The following is a 26,246-nucleotide window of genomic DNA, read 5'->3' on the forward strand; positions in this document are numbered from 1 at the left end:
GAGCAGTTGGCAGCTCGTTGGGCTCATAACCCAAAGGTCGTAGGTTCGAGTCCTATCCCCGCAACCAATTTAAACATGAATTATACGCTTATATCTTAGGATATAAGCTTTTTTTATATATTAAAATTATATTTTATGAACATCTAAGTGATAAGTGAATACTATAGAATTATAATTTAGTATTTTACTTATAGGAGGATTTTAAATGAATGCTTATGAATTAGTTATGAAAATTAAACAAAAGATGAATGATCCAGTTTTTGCAACAAAGTTTAATAATGCATCAGATGTAATAAATAGAATACCAGGGTTACAACAAGAGATAATAAAGATAGCTCAAATCAAGGATGAAAAATCCCAAAACGAGGCGATTGCTAGATTGCCAAAGGAAGCTAAAGAAGCAGTAAAAGATATATTATACTTATTAAATAATTAATTGAAAATAAATAAGAATGACTCTAAAATACTATGTAGGTAATAGAATCGTGTCTGGTAATTTATTTAAATATAATACAGAGGTTTAAATTAAAGATAAAATATAACAATGACAGTTAGATGGTATGAAGGATATTACAATATCCTAAAGAACTATTTAGCTGTTTTTAAATTTAAGATTAAAAGCTAATATGTGTATTTTATTAAGAACTAAGAATTAAGAAATATTAAGGATTATTAAGGTTTATTAAGGAGTATAATTGTGATATATCAATTATAATTATTACAAAGGATTAAAAATTAAAAGAAATTAAAGCTTTTGATATTTTGGAGATGAGTGTATGGATAGCAAGAAAATTTTAGTAGTAGATGATAATAAAGAGATAAGAGAAGTTGTAGGGGTATTATTAGGTAGTGAAGGTTATGATGTTATAGAAGCTGTAGATGGAGAAGATGCTATTAGTAAAATAAATAATAGTATTGATCTTATAATACTTGATGTTATGATGCCAGGAAAATCAGGCTTTGAAGCATGTGTGGAGATAAGAAAAACAACAGCTGCACCTATTTTATTTTTGACAGCAAAAACACAGGACTCGGATAAATGCATGGGTTTTTCTTCGGGTGGAGATGATTATTTATCTAAACCATTTTCGTATACTGAACTTATTTCTAGGGTAAAAGCATTAATAAGAAGATATTACGTATATAAGGGGAAGGATATTGCTAAAGCCGACGATTGCATTGTAATTGGAGATTTATCTATTAATATGAATTTAAATGAAGTTTACAAAAGCAATCAAGAGGTAATACTTACAAGTATTGAATATGAGATGTTGTTGATGATGGCAAAGAATCGCAGGAAAATATTTTCAGCACAAAATATATACGAGAATATATGGAAAGAAGCTTATTTTTATACATCGAATAATACAATTATGGTACATATAAGAAATTTAAGGTTAAAATTAGAGGATAATCCTCAGAGTCCTAAATATATTAAAACTGTTTGGGGGAAAGGATATTGTATTGAATAATAAATTTTTAAGTTCAAAATTAGGGGTAAAACTAATAATAGGTGTAAGTATATCATTTAGCATTGCTGCATTTCTTTTCTTATCCATGGACAAGGTGACTACAAAGATATTAAACAATTACTTCTCACAAGCTGGTTTTATTCAGAAAAAAACAGAAAAAATAATTAAAGATTTTCAAACTTACATAACATTAAATGGAGTAAATACTACAGATTATAGCAAAATAACAAGATGGGTTAAAGAAAAGGATTTTATAATATTTTATTTGTACAAGGATGGAAAACTAATATATGATTCTAGTAATAAAGAATCTGAACAGATACTAGATATGGATATTCAAATGACTTTATACCCCTGGCAAACATATTATGATGTATCGTTTTTAGATGGGGACGCTGAATTATATGTAATAAGTTTTTGGGAGTATAAACTCTATGATATTGTAAAGGTGTTTAATCTAGTTGCATCATTTCTATGTTTTAGTATTATTATGTTTTTATTTATAAAAGATAGAACATCTTATATAAGTCAATTAAATGATGAGATAAAAATATTAGAAGGTGGAGACTTGAATTATAAAATAACTATAAAAGGTAACGATGAACTTTCTGCTCTAGCGATGAGCATTGATGAAATGAGGAAATCTTTTATGGAAAAATTAAAAAGTGAAGATGAGGCAAGGGCGGCAAATAGAGAATTAATTACAGCAATGTCTCATGATTTGAGGACACCATTAACTACACAAATGGGATATTTAGATATTATTGAGTATAAAAAATATAATGATGAGAAACAATTGTATGAATATATTCATAAAGTAAGAGAAAAATCATATCAAATCAAGTTGCTTTCGGACAAGTTATTTGAATATTTTCTAGCTTTTGATACGGATGAAAATATAGATGCTGTGCAATTTGAGCGCTTTTCTGGAACGGATGTAATAGAGCAAATCATTGGGGAGCACTTGTTTTTTTTATATGAAAATAAATTTCAGGTTGAAATTAAGGCCATAACTGAACGGTATTACATAAATGTAGATATTGAATTATTATGTAGAGTGTTTGATAATATATTTTCAAATATAATGAAATATGCAAATAGGGAATATCCAATTAATATTGAATATAATAAGGAGCAAGGAAGTATAAATATAAGGATTATCAATGTAATTAATGAACAGTTTAACTATGTTGAAAGTACAGAAATTGGGATTAAAAATTCAAGAAGAATTATGCGAAGCCTTGGTGGCACTCTAGACGTAAATAAATCAAAAGATATCTTTAGTGTACAGATTACTTTACCTATTGAAGTTATTGAAAAAGTATAGAAGATATAATTGTTTGAATGCATTTATAGCTTAAATTGAAAGAATAACTTAAGAAATATTAAGAAATATTAAGAAATTTTTAATCTGAATGCTTTTAAATGTGTGATAATATATTATATATAACAAAATAGTAAAAGATATGTAATGAAATTAACGATAGATTAAGGAATGGTAGATATGAACAATAAAGAAAAATATATGAAGTTCTGCGATGATAAAAATATAGGGATATTCTCTCAATACTGGTGGTTAGATACAGTGTCGGGAAAGGATGGTTGGGATGTAATATTGAATGAAAAGGGTGGATCGATAGTTGCTGCTTTACCGTTTTCTTACAGTGAAAATAGGCATGGAATTGATATTCATCAAGCTAAATTAACACAAAAAAATGGTGTTTATATTGAATATCCATCTAATCAAAAATACACATCAAAATTATCTTTTGAGAAAAAAGCAATGAAAGAAATAATAGATGAACTTGAAAAACGAAATTTAAATAAATATACTCAGAATTTTGATTATACAGTAACAAACTGGTTACCTTTTTATTGGCGTGGATATAATCAAACAAGTAGATATACATATGTTATAGAAGATATATCTGATTTTGAGAGGATTTATAATAACATTGATTCTTCCACAAAAAACATGATAAGAAAAGCTGAAAAAATAGTAAAAATAAAAGAAAATTTAGATGTGGATAGTTTTTATGAAATAAACAAGATGACATTTGAAAGAAAAGGTATGAATATTCCTTATGATAAGGATTTAATAAAGAAAATAGAAAGTGAAACAAAGAGAAGGGAATGTAGCAAAAGTTTTTATGCTGTTGATGAGGAAGGTAATATACATGCTGCAATTTATTTAGTATGGGATAAAACAAGTGTTTACTACTTGTTAGGTGGAATTAATCCTGACTACAAAAATTCTAATGCTACATCCTTATTACTGAAAAATGCCATTGAATTTTCAGTATCTATGAATTTGAAATTTGATTTTGAAGGAACGATGAATGAAGATATAGAGAAGTTTTTTAGTTCTTTTGGGGGAAGGCAAGTTCAGTATTTTACAATAAGTAAATCTTTTAAATTTAGTATTAAGGATACGTTAATGTTTATAGTTTCTAATTCAACTGGATTTAAAAAACTGTTAAAGTCAATTTTAAAAAAATAATATGAGGTAGAGGTATAATATGATTTTGTTGGATATTGCAAATAAAAAGTTTCTACAGCAGAAGATATATGTTTTTGATTTAATATTCTTCATTTTGGGATTGAAATATGAAATATACAATGGAGTAAGTGAAGATAATGATATTATAATTAGCTATGGGGAAAAACCTTTAAAAGAAATGAAGGATTATAAGGGCATTTTCATAAAAGATTCAGGTGAATTGTTTAATGGTAATTATTTGAAAAAAATGCCAAAAATTAATATTAATAAATACTCATTAGAGGAACCAATTAAGTATATTAAGGATGTCATATCTTTATTTTCAAAGGATGAAGATTATATATATAGGAACAATTATAATACTCTAATAAATGTTGATATTATTTCGGATATATTTTTTTTAGTAACTAGATATGAAGAAGTTATGGTGAAAAGTAAGGACATGCATGATAGATTTAATCCAATGGATTCCGTTGCATATAAGGAAAATTTTATTGATAGACCAGTAGTAAATGAACAGATAGAACTGCTTTGGAGAGAGTTAAAGTTAATAAATCCTTCATTGAAGAGAAAAAATATGTGGGGAGATAAAGAATTTGGGTTTTGTTTAAGCCATGATATAGATTCTATATTTAAATATAAAGATAAAATTATAAAAGTGTTAGGGGTTAAAATACTTAAAGAAAGAGATATAAAGGGTGCTGTAGAGCGAGCTAAAAACTATTTTAAGGCAATTAAAAATCCCCTGGATGATCCATTTTGGACATTTCCATACTTATTGAAACTAGAAAATAAATATAAATTTACAGCATCTTACTATTTTATGACAGGTGGGGAAACTAAAAAAGATAATATATATAAGATTACAAATGGAAAATTAGCAACTATTTTAAAGGAGATTAAGGCTAATAAGAGTGAAATAGGAATACATGGTAGTTATAATTCTTATAATAATAGTGAGCTTTTAAAAACTGAAATTAGGTCTCTGAATGATATTTCTAAAGTTAGTGGAATTAGACAACATTATTTGCGGTTTAGAGCACCATATACATGGAGAATTCAAGAAGTAAACAAGCTAAAGTATGACACGACTTTAGGATATGCGCAGGTTGCTGGATTTAGAGGCAGTATTTGCACACCGTTTAAGCCTTATGATTTGATAAATAACAAAGTCATGAACATATATGAGATACCTTTAGTATTAATGGATGGAACATTGTTAGAGGCTGAATATATGGGGTTATCAGCTGAAGATGGGCTTTTGTATGCAAAAAAATTAATAGATAGAATTAAGGCTGTTAAGGGGGTATTTACATTGCTTTGGCATAATTCGTCTTTTGATAACACATCGAAATGGGGAAGCTGGAAGTTTGTCTATGAAGATATTTTAGAGTATGTGTATGAAGAGCAGGCATTAGGACTATCAGGAGAAGCTTTGATAAAGCATGTAGAGTATAGAACTGATTAATTTTTTTGAATAAGTAATAAAGAGTATCGTGAATAAAAAATATTTATGATACTTTTTATTATGCTCATTAAATTATGGACAAAAGGGCTAAAGTAAATTAGATATAAATGGTTATGGTGATAAATATATAGATTTTATAATATTTTTGCATTATAATATAAATTAAGTTGAAAATAAGTAAGTAATTTATTTTTGAAAGTAATGGTGATAATGTGAATAATAATGAATTAACTATAAGTAGATATGTAAATGTAAGAGAAACAATGAAAAGGTTAGATGAAACTGCAAAAGGGATACTTTTTGTGGTTGATGATGAAGAAATATTATGTGGGTCTGTTACAGATGGCGATATTCGTAGATGGATACTTAAAAATGGGAGCATGGATGAAAATATAGAAAATGTAATGAACAATTATCCAATTTATTCAGAAGAAAAGGATGATGATGAATTAATTAGGATAATGGTGGATAAATCTATAAATGCTATCCCTATCGTTGATGTAAATAGAAGAATTCTTGATATAAAATTTTTCAAAACAAAGTTACATACTAAAAATGCAAGAAAATCATTGAAGGATATACCCATAGTAATTATGGCTGGTGGACTTGGGACTAGGCTCTATCCCTACACAAAAATATTGCCTAAACCATTAATTCCCATAGGTGATACACCTATCGTTGAAAGAATCATGAACAAGTTTACTAATTACGGGGTTAAAGATTTTTATCTAACTGTAAATTATAAGAAGAGTATGATTAAATCATATTTCAATGATATAGAAAAAAATTATGAAGTGCAGTATATTGAGGAAGATAAACCACTCGGAACGGGAGGAAGTCTTTCATTATTAAAAGGAAAGATACAGAATACTTTTTTTGTATCTAACTGTGATATATTAATAGATACAGATTATCAATCTATATTGACACATCATAAGGAAAAGAAGAATAAAATTACAGTGGTAGCTTCAGTGAAAAATTTTCAGGTTCCATATGGTGTATTTAAACTCAGCGATGAGGGAAATATAAGTGATATTCAGGAAAAACCAGAGTATACATTTCTAATTAATACAGGTATGTACGTAATTGAACCTGAAGTATTAAATGATATACCGGACAATGAATTTTATAATTTGCCAGATATAGTAGAAAGTTATATGAAAAAAGGTGTATCGGTAGGAGTATATCCTATAAGTGAGCAATCATGGATGGATATGGGTCAAATTAGTGAAATGAAAGACATGGTTGAAAGAATAGAACAAAATGAGAAAAAAGATTAAAATTTAGGAGTGAATACAATGAACTTAAAAGGAAAAAAGGTTTTAGTAACTGGAGCAGAGGGCTTTATAGGAAGCCACTTAACTGAAAGATTAGTGGAACTAGGAGCAGATGTTACAGCATTAGTACAGTATAATTCTTTTAATAATTGGGGATGGATAGATACATTTGATAAAAATGTTCTAAATAGTATTAAGGTAGAAACAGGTGATATAAGAGAATTAGATGGAATGAATAGAATTGTTAAGGGGAATGAAGTAGTATTTCATCTTGCAGCTTTAATCGCAATACCATATTCTTATCAATCTCCAATGGCGTATGTAAGAACAAATGTAGAGGGAACCACTAACGTATTAGAGGCTTGTAGAAATCATGGCGTGGAGAAAATTATGCATACTTCGACATCAGAAACCTATGGAACTGCATTATATGTTCCTATAGATGAGAAGCACCCAATGCAAGGTCAATCGCCATACTCAGCATCTAAAATTGGAGCTGATATGCTAGCTGATAGTTTCTATAGATCATTCAACATGCCGATTGCAACAGTGAGACCATTTAACACATATGGTCCTAGACAATCTGCAAGAGCTGTTATTCCAACAATAATATCTCAAATTTTAGCGGGAAAAAAAGAAATACAACTTGGAAGTTTAACTCCAACTAGAGATTTTAACTATGTAAAAGATACAGCAGAAGCTTTTATTAAGATTGCAGAGTCAGACAACACAATAGGTCAAGTTATTAATGCAGGATCAAATTATGAAATTTCTATTGGTGATACAGTTAAGAAGATAATTAATATCATAGGTGAAGATGTAAAAATAATTTGTGATGAAGATAGATTAAGACCGGAGAAAAGTGAAGTTAATAGACTTTGGGCAGATAATACGAAGATAAAACAATTAACAAATTGGACACCTAACTATTCAATAGATGATGGTTTAGCAGAAACTGTAGCTTGGATTAAAAACAATATGCAATATTTTAAAACAGATATATATAATGTTTAAGGGAAATATTTAATATAGAATTTTAATGAGATTATCTTGAAATTAGCATTTTAGGGTAATCTCTAAATTATAATTAAAAAGGTAGGGAGATTTATGATACCATTATGTGTGCCGGAAATTAAAGGGAATGAATGGAAATATGTTAAAGAGTGCCTAGATACAAATTGGGTTTCATCAGTTGGAAAATTTGTGGATAGATTTGAAGATGAGTTTGCAGAGTATCTAAAATGTAACAGTGCTGTAGTTACAATGAATGGAACAGCTGCTCTTCAATTAGCGATGGTTACTTTAGGAATTGGCAATGGAGATGAAGTTATTACACCATCTATGACATTTATATCTTCAGTAAATTCTATAAAATATACAGGAGCTACTCCGGTTTTTGTAGATGTGTGCAGAGATACATTTGTTATGGATACAGATAAAATAGAGGAATTAATAACTTCCAAAACAAAGGCGATTATGCCAGTTCATATATACGGATATCCGGTAGATATGGATAAGGTTAATGAAATTGCAAAGAAATATAATTTGTATGTTATTGAAGATGCAACAGAGGCATTGGGAACTTTATATAAAGGTAAAATGGTCGGGGCTTTAGGACATATAGGGTGTTTTAGTTTTAATGGTAATAAGTTAATTACTACGGGTGCAGGTGGAATGCTTGTAACTGAAGATAAAGCTTTAGGAGATAGAGCAAAATATTTATCAAATCAAACAAAAACAATAGCTCCAAATGGTGCAATGTACCATGAAGAAGTAGGTTTTAATTTTAGAATGCCAAATTTATTGGCAGCAGTTGGTGTTGCACAACTTGAGATGGTACCAGAGTATTTAGATGTTAAGAGAAGAAATGCAAAGCTTTATAATGAACTTTTAAAGAATACAAAAGGGATAACATTAATTAAGCAGTGTGATGAAGTTGATAATAGCTATTGGTTATATTCTATATTAGTAGAAGATAGCTTTAAGGTTTCAAGAGATGAATTTTTAAAAGTTCTAAGTGATAATGGAATTATGGCGAGACCATTTTTTATGCCAGTTCATGATATGCCTCCTTACAAAGAATGTAAAGCTGGACCAATGGAAGTTACATTTGATGTAAGTAATAGAGGAATTAATCTTCCAAGTTCTGTTTCGCTTACAGAGGATGAAGTGAGACAAATTTGTGAAGTTATAAATAGTATTTAGATATAATATACTATTTTAATGGATTAAGTTGTATAAAATTACGTTAAATGATGCTACAATTTACAGGCACTATGAATGAAATAGAATTTAAATAACTTATTAAGGTTGTTTGAATTCTATTTTTTTACAGTAATTTATCTTTATTCACATAAATATAAATATATTTACATTTTTCTTGAAGAGATATAAATAAGTATGTATAATAAAGGTGAAATAACCAATTCTTATAGCTGAAATTTTGACTAACATTCCTCAAATTATAGAGGGGGAAATTTAGTGGAAAAATTTAAAAAGTATGCATTAATGTTGGTTGTTATATTCCTATTAAATGTAACGTCACCAACAATAAAAGCTATAGCAATAGACAATGATACTTTAAGTCACGTAGTTGAAGGGTCAGAAATGAAAGTAGATGAAGAGTCCTTAGGTGGAGTACCTAAGGATGTTAATGACTCTGAGATGGTTTCAACGGAAAGACAAGAGGATATTGGTAATAATCAAGCTGAAAAAGCTGATGAAATCCTATTACCAATAGTATCAAAGATTGAAAATCCAATAGATAACCAAAAGCTTACAGGAGATTTTTTTATAAAAGGATTTGCAGTAAGTGTAGAGGGTATATCAAAAGTGGATGTGTATATCGATGAAGTTATCAATGGACGAGCTACCTATGGCATATCGAGAAAAGATATTGGTGACAAATACAGTAATTATCCAAATGCAGATAAAAGTGGATTTACGTACAAAGTTACAAACATTCCGGACGGGAATCATACAGTGAAAATTGTAGTTACAGATATTAAAGGTGATGTGCAAGAGCAGAGTACAACGATAGTTGTTGATAATACTAAGACTATTATTATGGGTAAAGGAACTTTAGATAGAAATCAGATGATTAAGAAGTTGCGAGATAATAATAAAAAAGGGTTGAGTCTTAAGTATATATCAGATTTTGTTGATTACACTATAGTAGAAGCCAACACTGAAGGGGTAAACTACGATATCTTATTTTCACAAATGATGCATGAAACTGGATATCTTAACTTTGGTGGTGATGTAAAACCAGAGCAAAATAATTTTGCAGGTATTGGTGCAACAGGAAATGGTGTGCCAGGTAATTCTTTTCCAACTGTCCAAATAGGAATTAGAGCTGTAGTTCAGCACTTAAAGGCGTATGCATCAACGGAACCTTTAAAGCAAACATGTGTGGACCCAAGGTTTAACTATGTAGCTAGAGGTTCGGCATTATATGTAGAGCATTTAGGAATTCAAGAAAATCCGGATGGAAAAGGATGGGCAGCAGCTAGGGGATACGGTTATAATTTATTAAAAGTGAGAACAACAATTGCATCTATAAGTAGCACATTGGATTTTTCAGTGTTAAATAGTGTGAATGTAAATGGTAAGTTATTAACAGATAATATTTTAACAGTAACTGCGGATGCAACACCAACAAATGATACACTTTACAAAATAATAGTACAAGATGGGAATAATAACGAGATAATATTAAGCGATTGGAGTAGTAGAAATACCGTTAGTTATACTCCAAGTAAATCAGGTAAATATAAATTTATGGTTTATGCAAAACATAAAAATTCTACATCTGGTACACAAAGTGATGTTATATATAAGGAAGTAACAGTAGATGCAGGTAAATCAAAGGTTACATCCTTAAATGTTACAGGAAGTACATTTGTAGGTTCAACATTAACAATGAAAGCAACAGCAGAACCTGCAGAAAATACTCTATATAAGCTATGGGTATGTGATAGAAGCACAGATACTTGGACCGTTTTAAGTGATTACAGTAATAAGAATAGTGTTGATTTTAAACCTATAAAATCAGGAGATTATTCATTTGTAGTACACGTAAAACATAAGGAAAGTAGCGGAAAAGATGAAGATGATTATAGGGCAGTAGATGTTAATGTCACTGCGCCGAAGTCAAAGGTGACATCTTTAAATGTTACAGGAGGTACTTATGTTGGTTCAACATTAACAATGAGTGCAGCGGCAGAACCGGCAGCAGATACATTGTACAAATTATGGGTATGTGATAGAAGTACAGACACTTGGACAGTTTTAAGTGACTATAGTACTAAAAGTAGTGTGAATTTCACGCCAGTTAAGGCTGGAAACTATACATTTACAGTACATGTAAAGCATAAAGGAAGTAATGGTAAAGATGAAGATGATTATAGGGGAGTAGACGTTAATGTCACTGCGCCGAAGTCAAAGGTTACATCTTTAAATGTTACAGGAAGTGCAAGTGTTGGATCAGTATTAACAATGAGTGCAACAGCGGAACCGGCAGCAGATACATTATATAAGTTGTGGGTGTGTGATAGGAGTACAGATACTTGGACTGTTTTAAGTGATTATAGTACTAAGAGTAGTGTGGAGTTTACACCAACAAAGGCTAGTAAATATTCATTTGTAGTACATGTAAAGCATAAAGGGAGTAACGGAAAAGAAGAAGATGACTATAAGAGTGTAGACATTAATGTTAGTGGAGAGTCCCAAAAATCAAGGGTAACATCTTTGAATGTCACAGGAAATAGATTTATAGGCTCAACATTAACGATGAGTGCAGCAGCAGAACCGGCAGCGGATACATTATATAAGCTATGGGTGTGTGATAGAAGTACTGATACTTGGACTGTTTTAAGTGACTACAGTGCTAAAAGCAGTATTGAATATAAGCCACAAAAGATAGGTAAATATTCATTTGTAGTACATGTAAAGCATAAATCAAGTAATGGAAAAGATGAGGATGATTATAGGTCAGTAGATGTTAATATCACTGATACGAAGTCAAGTGTAACATCTTTAAAGGTTACTGGAAGTGCAAGTGTTGGGTCAACTTTAACAATGAGTGCAACAGCAGAACCAGCACAAGATACTTTGTACAAGCTATGGGTAACAGATAGAAGTACGGGAACTTGGACAGTTTTAAGTGATTATAGTACTACAAGCAGTGTGGATTTTACACCGACAAAAGGTGGTAAATACTCATTTGTGGTACACGTAAAGCATAAAGCAAGTACTGGTAAAGAAGAAGATGACTATCAAGCTGTAGATGTATTTGTGAAAGGTGATACTTTAATTGTGATTGATCCTGGTCATAATCAAGGTGGTGATAGTGGAGCGGTTGCAAGTCATAATGGAATTACTTATTCAGAAACAGAACTAAATATGCAGATTGCAAGCAAATTGAAAAGTGAGCTTGAAAGACGAGGATATCAGGTTGCAATGACAAGAAATCCAGGCGAAATAGATACAAGCAATGTATCTGATAGTTTAAAAAGAAGAGTTGATTATGCAAATAATTTAAATGCTGATTTATTTATTAGTATACATCATAATGCGTATAGTAGCTCAAGTGCTAATGGTGTAGAGGTTTACTATAGTTCAGCTACCCCTGGATCAAGGGGGTTACTGGTAGGCGATGGATTACAATTATCAGCAGAGTCTAAAAGTAGTATTATTAATCCGAGGAATGCGGGAAAAGTTTCAGCAAGTAAAACACTTGCTACAAGTATGGTCAATAATTTAGCCTCTAGAATTGGTTATTATAATAGAGGTGCTAAGGATAATAGTTTTTATGTTGTGAAAAATACAACTATGCCTTCAGTTTTGGTTGAGAATGGATTTATAACAAATTCAAGTGATGCACAAAAGGCGGCAGATCCGGCGACTCAACAGAAAATTGCGGAAGCATTAGCGGATTCAGTTTCAAAACAGTTTTAGATAAACAAAAGAGGATGATTTTATCATCCTCTTTTGTTTGTCTAAACACTATTTATATTTAGATAGTGTTATAGTATACTTTTATAGTACGTATGGGGAATTTGTCTAAAGTGATTCTTATATTTAGGTTGAATTTGTTTAAAAGGAATAGCTAACTTAGGGTGAACATTAGAAGAACTTAGTTAGGTCGTATCTGTTATTATCACACTAAAGAGACGTTTGGTGTGCAACGGCTATATATTATATAAAAATAGAAGATGGAAGGATGGATATAATAATATTATGAATTTAAAACTGATAAAGCAATTTGTTAAGTTTGGACTTGTGGGGTGTATTGCAACAGTAATACAATATGTAATTTATTTGATGTTAAAATCTTTATTAGGAATTAACATTTCATATACTATAGGATATGGTGTAAGCTTTATATTTAATTTTATATTATCGAACTATTTTACATTTAAAACTAAGCCAACGAAAGAAAAAGGCATGAAATTTCTGTTAGCACATGGAATAAATTATGGACTACAAATACTACTTCTAAATGTATATGTTAAATTTGGAATTCCGGATCAGGTAGCTCCAATTTTAGTTTATCTTATATGCGTACCTGTTAATTTCTTTTTAGTAAAAAAAGCACTTAATAAAAAGTGAAGGTGAAGATATGAAAAAGTTTTTAAAAGATATTGGAATAGCGTTTCTAATAGCAATTATTACATTTTATTTGATTTATATGATAAATGGAAGCGTGTTACAAGGAGATTTATATCATCAAGGTTTGGATTTTTTAGAGTATTATAAAAATGAATTCAATATATTTAGTAAAGATTGGGTATACAATTGGAGCATAGCATTAGGTGATAATAATTTTGCATTAATAATATATTATTTATTAAGTCCATTTAATTTAATACTTAAATTTATGAGAAGCTTTGAAATGGTAGATATATTACCTATATTTTTGACGTTTAAGATTACATTTATGATTTATTTTGCTAGTTTATTTTTTGAAAAGGTGGTAGGGAAGAAGTATAGATGGATAGGTGCATTAATATATATATCAAATTATAATATTATGATGTATGGAAATTATCAAATAATGTGGATGGATACATTTATATTTTTACCATTAGTATTATTTGGTGTAGAGAAAATATTAAACAAAGAAAAGTGTGGAATTTATATTTTAGCATTATTTTTATTTGTAATAACTGATTATTATTTGGCGGCTCTAATCATTCCTCATATAGCTATTTATGGGATAATTAGATATATTATTCGCAATAATAAGGAGGGTGTATTTAAATTTATAGGCTCTATGGTATTGATTTCTATAGTAGCACTATTACTAGCTGGATTTGCTTTGATACCAGCTATTGATATAACATTATCTTCAGCAAAATCAATTAATGTACTTCCACAATTTACAACAAGTTTGAAAAGAGTATTTACGCTATTCACTAATAACTATATAGGGAGTATTTTATTAAACAGTAATAGTTACATAACTATATTAGGTATGGTAGTTACAATTCTGGCTATTTTAAATAGAAAAATTGGAAAAGGTAGAATATATGGCATTCATATTGCAATATTATTTTTAGCTGTATTTAGTGACAAAATTAATTATATACTTAATTTTAACTATATACCTGCAGGTGGTAACTACAGATATAACTTGTTTCTTAATATATATATTGGGATAATTGTTTGCACATATTTAAAGCGAATTATTGAGAAGGAATTATGGAGAAAAAAACAGTATAAAAATGGGATAATTATAATTGGGGCATTTATGGGTTTTGTTTTATTTGGTATAAATAAATGCTCCATATTATTAAAATTAATAAATATAATATTTATTTCTATGTATGTGATTTTATTGATAAGTAAAAATTTAGGTAAGACTATGAAAGTGAATTTATTAGCTTCAGTTCTAGTGTTGGAAGTCATGTTTAATTGTTACTTTATATATCAGGACACTAGTTTATATGGTGAGGAAGAAAGAAATAATTACTCAGGAGTGTTGCAATACATAGAAGATACATATGGAAAAGGTAATAGAGTTGAGTTGGGTGAAAATAGAAGTTTAAACTTGTATACATCAAAGAATGTAATGGGCGTATCATCTTATCATTCTTTAGTCAATTCTAGCTATAAAGAAATTGGCGAGGTATTTACCAATACAAATAATAGTGATGTTAGGAATAATATAAAGGGAAGAAATATAATATCGCAATTCACAGGTGTAGATTATTATGTGAGCTATTACAATTATTGTCCATATGTGAATTCTAAGCTTGTGGATAGATTAGATGGTTTATATATATATAAACTTGATAATAATGAATTAAGGTATTTTGATGAAAATTCATTAAGGTATGAAAAGTTACCAGAAGGTTTAGTAGAAAAAGATGCACTTCTTTATAATAATTTATATGTTAGTGGTAATAAAGAATCAGATTTATATGAAAAAAAATTGGACGAATCACTAGATAATATAATAAAGGAGCAACCAATAAAAAATAATAAATTTTTAATTGAAGATAGTGGTGAATATTATATTAAAATACCTAAAAGTGAATATGAATTAAATCAATCTATACTAATATCTACAAATGGCAGTGATTATAGGGCAATAGAGTCAATTCATAATTTTCAGGAAGAAGAGGAAACATATTATTTATTTTATATTGGGTATTTAAATAAAGAAGATATAATTGAATTTAAAGATTATATTTATTCACATGGAGTGTTTATAACAATAGATGGTGACTATATTAATGAATCTGTAAACAATATGAATTCAATAGATGTAAATAGTGTTAATAGAACTAATGATAGCATTAATAGTGAATTTAATTTAAGCAAAGAAGGGTATGTAGTATTCCCAATAGTACATGATAAAAATTGGAAAATAACTAGTGATGATAATGTTATTGAGCCATATATAGTGAATGGAGGATTTATTACACTTAAGCTAGACGCTGGACACCACAACGTGGAAATGAAGTACATTAATTATAGTTTAATAGTAGGAACATCATGTTCTATTATAACTTTATCAGTTATAATAGGTATATATTTAAGAAAGAAATTTAATGGTAATCTAGTTTAGAAGATGCAAATAGTTTGTTAATGAAAAGGGGAAAATATGAAAACGATAAGTATAATAGTACCTTGCTATAACGAAGAACAAGTTATAAATTTATATTATAAAGAATGTATTAAGTGCATAGATGAAATAGATGGATATGGTTTTGAATTTGTTTTTGTTAATGATGGAAGTAGTGACTTGACATTACAAATGATAAAACAATTAGGAGATATAGATACAAGAGTGAAATATATTTCATTTTCCAGAAATTTTGGTAAAGAAGCTGGTATTTTAGCTGGTTTGAAAAATTGTAAGGGTGATTTAGTAGTTGTTATGGATGCGGATCTCCAGCATCCACCGACATTACTTGGGAGAATGATAGAGCACATAGAGGATGGGTATGATTCAGTTTCAACTAGAAGAGTTGCAAGAAATGGTGAATCGAAATTTAGAGGCTATTTCTCTAAAAAGTTTTATAAAATGCTAAATATTATATCAGATGTTAAGATAATTGAAGGTGCTACAGATTATAGAATGATGACTAGGCAAATGGTTGAATCTGTACTAGAAATTGTAGAATACCATAGGTTTTCAAAGGGAATATTTGAATGGGTTGGTTATGACACTAAATGGATAGAGTACGAAAGTGAAGATAGAATAGCAGGAGAAAGTAAATGGTCATTTTGGCATTTGTTTAAATATGCAATAGAAGGCATAGTATCCTTTTCTACAAAACCTTTAAAGATAGCAACGGTTACAGGTGTAGGAATTTCATCTATGAGTTTTGCTTACTTTGTATATATCTTGTTAAGAACTTTAATTCAAGGTAAAGATATACCAGGATATGCATCCACGATATGTATAATTACATTTTTAGGTGGGATGCAATTAATAGCAACTGGGATACTTGGAGAGTATATTGCGAGAACTTATATGGAGGCTAAGAGTAGACCAAATTATTTCATTAAAGATTCTAATTTAGTATCTAAAAAAAATAAGTAAAAGTTATATTTAAGATGAACTTAAATAAATACTGCGATAAATAATTAATGTGAGAAGGAGAAACTATATGGTTTTTCTTTTTCTTTTTGCGCAATAATAATGATATAATTATGTAAAATTAATACCTATGTAATAAAGAAATGATATATAATAAAGAAATGATATATAATAAAGAAATGATATATAAGGAGATAAGCTATGAATAAAGAGATTTTAGCAATAATCCCTGCAAGGGGAGGCTCAAAAGGAGTGCCAAGAAAAAATATTAGGGATTTAGAAGGTAAACCATTGATTGGGTATACAATAGAGGCAGCTAAGAAATGTAGTGGGGTATCTAGAGTAATTGTATCTACGGAAGATAATGAGATTGCGGAAGTGTCTAAACAATTTGGGGCTGAGATACCTTATTTAAGACCTAGTGAATTATCAGGAGATAATTCACCAACTATAGATTGTATTTTGCACACAATTAGTTACTTGAAGGAAAATGAGGGATATGTTCCTGATTACATTTTATTATTACAATGTACATCACCACTAAGAAATTCAGTTCATATTCAGGAGGCTATAGATAAGCTTATAAATAGTGAATATGATTCCCTTGTTTCAGTGTGTGAATCTGAAGTTAATCCTTATTGGTCTAATGTTTTTGAAGGTGAAAAGTTAAAGTATTTTATCGAAGAAGGTAAAAATATTACAAGAAGACAGGATCTTCCGGATGTTTATAGAATGAATGGGGCAATCTACTTAATAAAATTAGATGTATTAAAGACGGAAAAAACCTTTGAGCCAGAAGAATTAACAGGGTATGTTATGGATGCATATTCATCGGTTGATATAGATACAGAAATGGACTTTAAAATTGCTGAAGTTATAATGAAGGAACGTGGTGATATATAGATGCGTAAAATTGCAGTGGTAACAGGAACAAGAGCTGAATATGGGCTTTTAAAGAATATAATGAAGGCTATAGATAAGGATGAAACCTTGGAGTTACAAGTTGTTGTAACTGGTATGCATCTTTCACCTAAGTATGGAATGACTAAGAATGACATTTTAGAAGATGGTTTTTTTATAAATGAAGAATGTCCAATATTACTGGATTACAATGGTAAGGATAAGAATGCTAAGGAAATATCACTGGCTATAGGTGAGTTTGTGGGGGCATTTAATAGACTTAATCCTGACGTGGTAATGGTGTTAGGGGATAGATATGAAGCTCTTGCGGCTACAACTACAGCTATGGCAATGAACATTCCCATAGCGCATGTTTCAGGTGGAGAAATAACAGAGGGTGCTATGGATGAACAAATAAGACATAGTATAACAAAGATGGCTCATATTCATTTTCCAGGAGTTGAATGTTATGCAGAGAATATTCGTAATATGGGTGAAGAATCATGGCGAGTATTTAATGTAGGTGATTCAGGGATTGAAAATATTAAGCTTACAAACCTAATGACTTCTGAAGAGATAGAAAAAAGCTTAGGTGTAAAGGTTGATGAGGATACGCTATTAGTTACATACCATCCCGTAACTTTGGAAGTAAATAGTGTAGAAGAGCAAATTAAAAATTTAATAGAAGCATTAGAAAAAGTTAATAAAAAGATGATAATTACATATCCAAATTCAGATAATGGTGGAGATAAAATTATTGCTGCATTAGATGAATTTGGTGATAGAAATTCTAATGTACATCTGTTTAAAAGCTTAGGTAGCCTTAGATACTTAAGCGTAATGAATCTTTGTGGAGCGGTAATTGGGAATTCCTCAAGTGCATTAGTTGAAGCACCTTATTTAAAAAAAGCTGTAGTTAATGTTGGAAATAGGCAACAAGGTAGATTAATGGCAGAGAATATAATACAAACAAACTATTCAACAGATGAAATCTATAATGGAATAGAGAAGGCTTTATCTGAAGAATTCAGAGAATTTGTAAAGAATGTTGAAAGTTTATATGGTGAGGGAAATACTAGCGAAGAAATAGTGAAAGTATTAAAAAATATAGACCTTGGGGAAAAACTATTAAAGAAAAAATTGATATGGAGTTGAAGATAATATGTCAGTATTAATAATTGCAGAAGCGGGCGTTAACCATAATGGAAAATTTGAATTAGCTAAGAAGTTAATAGATATGGCTTCAGAATGTGGTGCGGATGCTATAAAATTTCAAACTTTTAAAGCAGAAGAGTGTGTAGGTTCTTATGCTGAAAAGGCAGACTATCAAATGGAAAATATGCCAGTTGAAGAATCACAGTTAGAGATGGTAAGAAAATTAGAATTACCTTTTGAGGAATTTAGAATACTTCAAGACTATTGTAGGGAGAAAGGAATATTATTTATTTCTACTCCAGATGGAACAGAGAGTTTAAATTTTCTTGTTAGCCTTAATGTACCTTTAATTAAAATTGGATCGACAGAAGTTTCAAATGTAGAGTACTTAAAGGAGATTGGAAACACTGGTAAAGAGATAATTTTATCTACAGGAATGAGTACTTTAGGTGAAGTAGAACAAGCAATTAATATCTTAAAATCTACGGGAAATAAAAATATTAAGATAATGCAATGTACAACTGATTATCCAACAGCAGAAGAAGATGTTAACTTGAGAGCTATGGTAACAATGAGAGAAGCTTTTAAGGTTCCGGTGGGATTATCAGATCATACTGTTGGAAATGAAGCTGCAATTGCTGCAGTAGCATTAGGAGCGGAATTTGTAGAGAAGCATATAACTTTAGATAAAGAAATGGAAGGACCAGACCATAAAGCATCTATGGCATCAGCTGAGTTTAAACAGTATGTTAAGTCTATAAGAAATACTGAAAAATTATTAGGTGATGGTATTAAGAGACCTAGTAAAAGAGAAATTTCAATTATGAAAGATGTTAGAAGAAGCGTGGTTGCTAAAATTAATTTGCCTAAAGGAACACTTATAGATAAATCAATGCTAGCATATAAGAGACCAGGTAGTGGAATAAAACCGGAACTAGCAGATGTTCTTGTGGGTAGAGAATTAAAAAGAGATATAAACAAAGATGAGTTAATTATGTGGGAGGATATAAGCTAATTATGCAGGAAAAATTGAATGGCTTATATAAACACTTAGATACACCATGTTACATTTTGGATGAAAACAAACTTAATAACAATTATGAGAGATTAGTTAAGGCATTTGAATCTAGATGGAATAGAGTTATAGTTGGATACTCATTTAAAACCAATTCACTTCCATGGATATTAAATTTTATGAAAAATAAAGGTGCTTATGCTGAAGTTGTATCAGAAGCTGAATATAGACTTGGGGTTAGGTTGGGGTTTAGTCCAGAAAAAGTGATTATAAATGGTCCATGTAAGGGGTTTAATGCGCTAAAGGAAACTTTGGATAATGGAGCAATTGTAAATCTAGACTCCTTTCATGAAATAGAATGGATTAAGGAAAATAAACCAGCAAAGGCTGATATTTGGAAGGTTGGAATAAGGATAAACTTTAATCTAGAAGAAGTATGTAATGGTGAAACCATAATGGGCTTAGAACCGGGGAGATTTGGATTTAACATAGAAAATGGTTCTTTTGAAAGAGCGATTCAAGAACTAAGTTTAATTCCATATGTAAAAGTAGTAGGATTACATGGGCATCATAGTACAAAAACTAAAAGTTTAAAAATATTTAAAACTATATGTAATAAATTTATTGAGGTTTCTAATAATATATTTAAGGATATAGAGTATATAGATGTAGGTGGTTGTATATTCGGGGATAAACCAGGAGCACCAAGCTTTGAAGAATATGCAGATACAATATGTAGTGTTTTAGAACCAGTCTTTGATAAAGAAAAGGTTATATTAATATTAGAACCAGGTGCAGCACTGGTAGCATCTCCATTTAAATATCTATGTAGGGTTATTGATAAAAAAAATGTATTTGAAAGTAGAATAGTATCTACAGATGGTAGTGGAATACATATAGATCCACAAATGCATGGAATTAAATTTTTGCAGCAGTGTTTTGGAACAGGTCAAATTATGAATGAAAGACAAATAATTTCAGGGTTTACTTGTATAGAGAAAGATAGAATGGCAATCGTGAATAATGAAAATGAATTAAATGTTGGTGATTATATATTATTTTATAATACGGGAGCCTATTCTATGTGTTTAAGTCCTTTGTTTATTCAATATTATCCTGCTGTATATGTTGAAAAGAATGAAAAAATCTTATTAGCACGAAAAGCATGGACTGTAGACGAATATTTAATGAATTCATTTATTGGTGAGTAAAGACTAATAGGATGGTAGTGACTATAGAATGATTACAATTTAATTCAATGGTAAATAGAATACTAATTTTATTAGTTAATATTTTTGTGGGAATGTTTAGTGAGGAGAGAAGCTTATGAATTTAATGATATTAAGTCCAGGAAGAAGAGTTGATATTGTTCAATACTTTAAGAAACACTTTCATGAGGATGGAGGAAAAGTATTTACTATAGATATGAGTCCGTATTCACCGGCACTTTATGAAGGTGATGAAGCCTTTGTTGTTGAAAAAGATTTTCAAGATATAGATACATATATCAATAAAGTTATTGATATATGTGTGGATAAAGACGTAAAGGCTATCATTACATTAATTGATCCAGAGCTGAGTATATTGGCTGAAAATAGAGGTAGATTTTTAGCGAAAGGGATTTTACCAATAGTTTCTGATTTAGATGAGATTATGATTACATTTGATAAATATAATTTCTCGACAGAACTTGATACTATAATAAAGGTCATTCCAACATTTAATGGATACATAGAAGTGAAGCGTGCGATAGAAAATAAGGAGATTACATTTCCTATATTTGCAAAGATAAGAGATGGAAGTGGTAGTATTGGTATCGGGAAAGTATCAAATGATGATGAACTTTCAAGATATACAAATAAGAAAAATTACATTTTTCAACCCTATCTAAAAGAAAAAGAGTATGGTGTAGATGTTTATTTTGATATGATAGATGGTGAAATAAAGTCCTTATTTATCAAAGAAAAGTTAAATATGAGAGCTGGAGAAACTGACAAATCAATCTCTGTATATAGAGAGGATATTGTTAAAGAAATTTTAAAACTACAGCAACTTAAGTTTAGAGGTCCTATTGATGTTGATATATTTGAGGATTGCTTTGGAGAATTATATATCAATGAAATAAATCCTAGGTTTGGTGGAGGTCATACACATGCCTATAACTCTGGAATAAATTTCATAGATATGATACTTAGAAACCTTAAAGGGGAAGTAAATGAAAGGAATTTAGGTGGTTATAAAAAAGGGATAATTATGATGAAGTATAGTGGTGTCAAATTTATCTCAGAAGATGAACTGAAAGTACCTAAATAAAGTGAAGAGTATGTCGAGTCGGAGATTATTAAGAAACTCAGGAATATATGCTATGGTTCAAATATTGCAAAAATCCATAGGGTTAATTTTAATACCTGTGTATACTAGTTTAATGGATCCAAGCACGAAGGGTATTTCAGATGCTGTTTTGGCCCTTGTTAGTGTTTTAGGAATATTTTTCTCACTATCTATAAGTGCAGCAGTAATGCGATTTTATGTTGATTACAAAGAGGATAAAAATAAATTAAAAGAATTTTGGGGGACGTGTATAACCTTTGTTGCATTAAACTCTATTATAATGGGTGGGATATTCATCCTATTTAAAACGGTGTTAATAGAACCGTTTGCTACTAATATAGACTTTTATCCATACATACTTTTAGGTATGATTTCAACCATATTAAATCCTGTTTTTACGATATTTCAAACTACGCTTCAAGCTAAAGAAGAAAGTAGAAGATATGCAGGAAATAATTTAGCATATTTTATTGTGAATATATCTTTAAATATCTTATTTGTGGTTGGGTTTAGATTGGGATCATTAGGTATTTTATTAGCATTAGCAATTACAGAGATTGTATTTTTCATATACACTCTTGTAAAATTCCTACCAACTATTACAATTACTATTAAAAAGAGTTACCTTGTTCAAGCATTGAAGTATTCATTACCCCTATTGCCACACGCTTTGTCAGGGTGGGCTGTATCAATGATAGATAGACTTTTTTTATCTAATCTAACAGGATTGGCATCATCGGCGATTTATAGTATAGGTTCACAATTTCCTAATATAATAAATGTGTTAACACAAGCTGTAAATCAAGCATATGTACCATGGTTTTTTGAACGAATGAAAAATAAGGCAGAGAATGAAGCTGAAATTGTCAAGATGTCTGAGATATTGGCTATAGTATATGGTGTATTAGCCATGGGTATGTCCTTATTTGGTCCAGAAATATTTAAAATAATGGTAAATGAAGCATATTTCAGTGGATGGACAGTTATTCCTTTTTTAAGTTTTGCATTTGTATTTAATGGAATATATTACTTCTTTGTTAACCCATTGTTTTTTAATAAAAAAGGAGTGAAATTTATAGCTATAGGGACGTTTACAGGAGCAATATTAAACTCTATACTAAACGTTATTCTCGTTCCTAAATTTAATATAATTGGGGCAAGTGTAGCTAGCATGTTATCATCTATGGTATCTTGTATTTTAATATACTATATAGCTAAAAAAATAGAGCCGATTAATTTTAGTATTATAAGGTTGTTTTGTATAACATTTATATTCTTATTAATAGGAATGTCTTCATTCTTATTAATGAATTTAAGTTTTTGGATGAGTATATTGGTTAAGGTTTTAATAGTATTATTTGTATTTATGGTGCTGTGTGTAATTTATAAAAAAGAAATTATAGATTTATTAAAGAAAGTAAAAACTAAAAAAGGAATATAAATAATGCAATTGTAGCGATTGTTGTTTATAGACATTTATTCTATAGAATAGTATAATAAATTTTATGTGTAGATTTGAAAAAAACATAAAGAAAAAAGGAAATTTAAGTATTTAAGCATATAAAGAAAAATATTGAATTATAAAGTAGTGTAATTAAATAACTGTTAGCATAGTGGGGTTAGCAGTTATTTCAAAGTGATATATGGAGGCATATTTATGAAAGAAAACATTGTAATAGTTGGATGTGGACAGCATGCAAGAGTAGTGTTATATAACGCACTTGAACAAGATAAATATAATGTTGTAGGATATATAGGTGAATGTGACGGGGATATTGGAAAAATCATAGATAATATACCTGTAATAGGCATGGATGATGATATGAACGAGCTAATAGTTAAGTATAATCTAAAAGGATATATATTAGGTCTTGGAGGCATAAAAATTAGAAGAAAAATTATTGACAAATATTCCAAGTTCAATATAGAAGCAGTTAGCGTTATACACCCCCATGCAGTAATAGCGCCCAATGCAGTGATAGGGAAAGGAACACTTATTGAGTGTGGATGTTTAGTAACGCCAAATCCAATAATTGGGGAGCACTGTGTTATTAACACAATGACTGGAGTTAATCATGACAATGTGCTTGGGAATAATGTTTATTTAGCTAGTGGAATAACATTGAGTGGTACAGTTATTATTGGAGAAGATACCTTAGTGGATGACGGGGTTATCATAACATTGGGAACTACAATTGGAAAGGGATGTATTATAGGTGCTGGATCCGTTGTAACAAAAAATGTAGAAGATAATAAGGTAGTCTACGGCGTTCCTGGAAAGGTTATAAGGGACAATAGATAATGGCAATTGTGGTTAATTTAAATAAATGTGAAAATACCATTTTATTTTCTCATGGAAAAAAGGTAGACATAGCAGATGTTGTGAAAATTACCAATATAGATGAAAAAAGTATTAAATTTTTAAAAGAATTAGAAAATCAAGTATTTGAGGATGGAAGCATAAGTAAATTGTATATTTATGACGGGTTAGAAATGTACAGTTTTTATAGAGCTACAATTTATGAAAAACTTAAGGAATTTATGACAAGAGTAATTACTTTAGAGGAAATAATTAAGTTTATTATTGATAATGAAGTAGAGGGAGATAATAAATTAGGTGAATCTAATGAGATTGAGATTGTAACTGATGATATTATTATTTATGATTTAGGAAAAAATTTATTTTCAATTAAAAACATAATATTGAATGAAGAATATGTAGTTGAGGAAGACACTGAAAATAAATTTAAAATTAGTAATTCATACCATCTACTTAAAAGAGCACTTAAGGGGTTAAAGCACTTTACAGTACATAAGTTTAAATATAATAAGGAAAAGCTGTTGCTGTGTACCCAAGTAAGTGCTATTAACACCATTACAATAAATAATATAAGTTATGAATATGATGCCTTATATGGCAAAATTAAAGATCAATTAGAAAAAGAATACAATGTTTTTAATCTGCAAGTATTGAATTCCAAGGACATTATTATAAAAGCCAATGGCTTAGGAAAAAATTATTTTCCTTTTGAGTATATACGTGTATATAGAAAGATGTTTGGTAAAATGTTAATAAATAAGGAGAAAATTGTTGATAATCTAGATGATTTGAAGTTTTTTAATTTTTATTATGGAGACTATGATTTAAAGGGGTTTATTACTAAATATGTTTTTAATAATCTTGAGCATTTCTATATGAATTATGTTGAAGAAATTCTTGTTTTTAAAAGGCTAATGAAATCATTAAAAATTAAAAAAGTATTGGCAGTAGATGAAGCTGATAGACCACGATGTATGATAGTTGCAGGTAATTTATTAGGTATTGAAACATTTGGTATTCAACATGGATTAATAAATGAAACGTCTGTGGCGTATTTGGTTCCATCAAATGAAAAAAAATTAGTACCAAAAACAACATTTCTTTGGGGGACGAAATTTAAAGAATTACTTACTAATAATACAGAGGTATTTACTGAGGAAAATATAGCAGTTATTGGTCAACCACGTACAGATTATTTGTATGAAAAAAATCTAGTAGATAAAGATGAATACCGTAAAGAAGAGAAAAATCATAAAAGAATTTTATTTGCTACACAACCTATTAAAGATCTAAGTGAAGATTCATTTATAATGTTATGTGAAGCACTCAAAGGCTCAAATAATTATGAATTAATAGTAAAATTGCATCCGAGTGATAGCAATTTACACTTTTACGAGAAGAATGTTAATGAATATAAATTAAACAATGTAGAAATAACAAAAGAAAAGGATTTATATGATTGTTTAATATGGTGCGATATGGTTATAAGTGTACATTCTACTGTGATTTTAGAAGGTGCGATTTTGGATAAACCGTCTATATGTATACTTTTACCAAAGTATTATGATGAAGGTAACTTTGTTAAAGAAGAACTTAGTTTGGGAGCAAAAAGTAGTGATGAATTATTAGAATGTATAAATAAGATTAATGCAGCTGGTAAAGGTAATTATAAGAGTTTTATAGAAAAGAATTTTTACAAGGTTGACGGTAAAGTAAGTGAACGTGCAATCAAAATAATAAATGACAAATAAAAT

Annotated in this window: 20 protein-coding genes; all 20 read left to right on the forward strand. The window is 29.5% G+C overall.

Translation table 11 applies throughout. The features are described from left to right. Nucleotides 1-205 precede the first annotated feature (205 nt). On the forward strand, nt 206-436 hold the full coding sequence (locus RSA29_RS11610) for a hypothetical protein (RefSeq protein ID WP_346932068.1): 231 nt from the start codon (nt 206-208) through the stop codon (nt 434-436). A 340-nt stretch (nt 437-776) separates the two neighbouring features. After that, nucleotides 777-1,472: a response regulator transcription factor gene (locus RSA29_RS11615; protein ID WP_346942129.1), complete on the forward strand. Its 696-nt coding sequence runs from the start codon at nt 777-779 to the stop codon at nt 1,470-1,472. After that, nucleotides 1,465-2,799, forward strand: coding sequence for a HAMP domain-containing sensor histidine kinase (locus RSA29_RS11620; protein ID WP_346942128.1), 1,335 nt, complete (start codon nt 1,465-1,467; stop codon nt 2,797-2,799). Before RSA29_RS11615 ends, RSA29_RS11620 begins: the two co-directional genes overlap by 8 nt. A gap of 177 nt (nt 2,800-2,976) precedes the next feature. After that, the gene (locus RSA29_RS11625; protein WP_346942127.1) at nt 2,977-3,972 is read left to right on the forward strand and encodes a peptidoglycan bridge formation glycyltransferase FemA/FemB family protein; all 996 of its coding nucleotides are present in this window, start codon (nt 2,977-2,979) and stop codon (nt 3,970-3,972) included. Between the two features lie 19 nt (nt 3,973-3,991). After that, nucleotides 3,992-5,440, forward strand: coding sequence for a polysaccharide deacetylase family protein (locus tag RSA29_RS11630; protein ID WP_346942126.1), 1,449 nt, complete (start codon nt 3,992-3,994; stop codon nt 5,438-5,440). Nucleotides 5,441-5,652: 212 nt separating this feature from the next. Then, a complete protein-coding gene (locus RSA29_RS11635; protein ID WP_346942125.1) occupies nt 5,653-6,720 on the forward strand; it encodes a nucleotidyltransferase family protein in 1,068 nt (355 codons plus the stop codon). Nucleotides 6,721-6,738: 18 nt separating this feature from the next. Beyond that, on the forward strand, nt 6,739-7,731 hold the full coding sequence (locus tag RSA29_RS11640; protein WP_346942124.1) for an NAD-dependent 4,6-dehydratase LegB: 993 nt from the start codon (nt 6,739-6,741) through the stop codon (nt 7,729-7,731). Nucleotides 7,732-7,824: 93 nt separating this feature from the next. Beyond that, nucleotides 7,825-8,922: a LegC family aminotransferase gene (locus tag RSA29_RS11645; protein ID WP_346942123.1), complete on the forward strand. Its 1,098-nt coding sequence runs from the start codon at nt 7,825-7,827 to the stop codon at nt 8,920-8,922. Between the two features lie 276 nt (nt 8,923-9,198). Further along, complete coding sequence (locus RSA29_RS11650) at nt 9,199-12,675, forward strand: N-acetylmuramoyl-L-alanine amidase (RefSeq protein ID WP_346942122.1); 3,477 nt, start codon at nt 9,199-9,201, stop codon at nt 12,673-12,675. Between the two features lie 282 nt (nt 12,676-12,957). Next, nucleotides 12,958-13,329 carry a GtrA family protein gene (locus RSA29_RS11655; RefSeq protein WP_346942121.1) on the forward strand — a complete coding sequence of 124 codons (372 nt, stop codon included), beginning with the start codon at nt 12,958-12,960 and terminating at the stop codon, nt 13,327-13,329. 10 nt (nt 13,330-13,339) lie between these two features. Further along, complete coding sequence (locus tag RSA29_RS11660; RefSeq protein WP_346942120.1) at nt 13,340-15,793, forward strand: YfhO family protein; 2,454 nt, start codon at nt 13,340-13,342, stop codon at nt 15,791-15,793. A 36-nt stretch (nt 15,794-15,829) separates the two neighbouring features. Continuing rightward, a complete protein-coding gene (locus tag RSA29_RS11665) occupies nt 15,830-16,774 on the forward strand; it encodes a glycosyltransferase family 2 protein (RefSeq protein WP_346942119.1) in 945 nt (314 codons plus the stop codon). Between the two features lie 198 nt (nt 16,775-16,972). Further along, on the forward strand, nt 16,973-17,674 hold the full coding sequence (locus RSA29_RS11670) for an acylneuraminate cytidylyltransferase family protein (RefSeq protein WP_346942118.1): 702 nt from the start codon (nt 16,973-16,975) through the stop codon (nt 17,672-17,674). Continuing rightward, nucleotides 17,675-18,826, forward strand: coding sequence for a UDP-N-acetylglucosamine 2-epimerase (gene neuC / locus RSA29_RS11675; protein WP_346942117.1), 1,152 nt, complete (start codon nt 17,675-17,677; stop codon nt 18,824-18,826). It begins immediately after the preceding gene. A gap of 7 nt (nt 18,827-18,833) precedes the next feature. Next, complete coding sequence (neuB, locus tag RSA29_RS11680; RefSeq protein WP_346942116.1) at nt 18,834-19,841, forward strand: N-acetylneuraminate synthase; 1,008 nt, start codon at nt 18,834-18,836, stop codon at nt 19,839-19,841. A gap of 2 nt (nt 19,842-19,843) precedes the next feature. Then, nucleotides 19,844-21,052 carry a pyridoxal-dependent decarboxylase gene (locus tag RSA29_RS11685; RefSeq protein WP_346942115.1) on the forward strand — a complete coding sequence of 403 codons (1,209 nt, stop codon included), beginning with the start codon at nt 19,844-19,846 and terminating at the stop codon, nt 21,050-21,052. 115 nt (nt 21,053-21,167) lie between these two features. Beyond that, on the forward strand, nt 21,168-22,154 hold the full coding sequence (locus tag RSA29_RS11690; protein WP_346942114.1) for an ATP-grasp domain-containing protein: 987 nt from the start codon (nt 21,168-21,170) through the stop codon (nt 22,152-22,154). Nucleotides 22,155-22,164: 10 nt separating this feature from the next. Continuing rightward, nucleotides 22,165-23,613, forward strand: a complete 1,449-nt coding sequence (locus RSA29_RS11695) for an oligosaccharide flippase family protein (RefSeq protein WP_346942113.1) — start codon at nt 22,165-22,167, stop codon at nt 23,611-23,613. A 216-nt stretch (nt 23,614-23,829) separates the two neighbouring features. Further along, complete coding sequence (locus RSA29_RS11700) at nt 23,830-24,474, forward strand: NeuD/PglB/VioB family sugar acetyltransferase (RefSeq protein WP_346942112.1); 645 nt, start codon at nt 23,830-23,832, stop codon at nt 24,472-24,474. Further along, the gene (locus RSA29_RS11705; RefSeq protein WP_346942111.1) at nt 24,474-26,243 is read left to right on the forward strand and encodes a CDP-glycerol glycerophosphotransferase family protein; all 1,770 of its coding nucleotides are present in this window, start codon (nt 24,474-24,476) and stop codon (nt 26,241-26,243) included. Before RSA29_RS11700 ends, RSA29_RS11705 begins: the two co-directional genes overlap by 1 nt. The last annotated feature ends 3 nt before the right edge of the window (nt 26,244-26,246 follow it).

Origin of the sequence: Clostridium sp., from assembly GCF_036660475.1 — a bacterium.
Lineage (GTDB): Bacteria > Bacillota > Clostridia > Clostridiales > Clostridiaceae > Clostridium_J.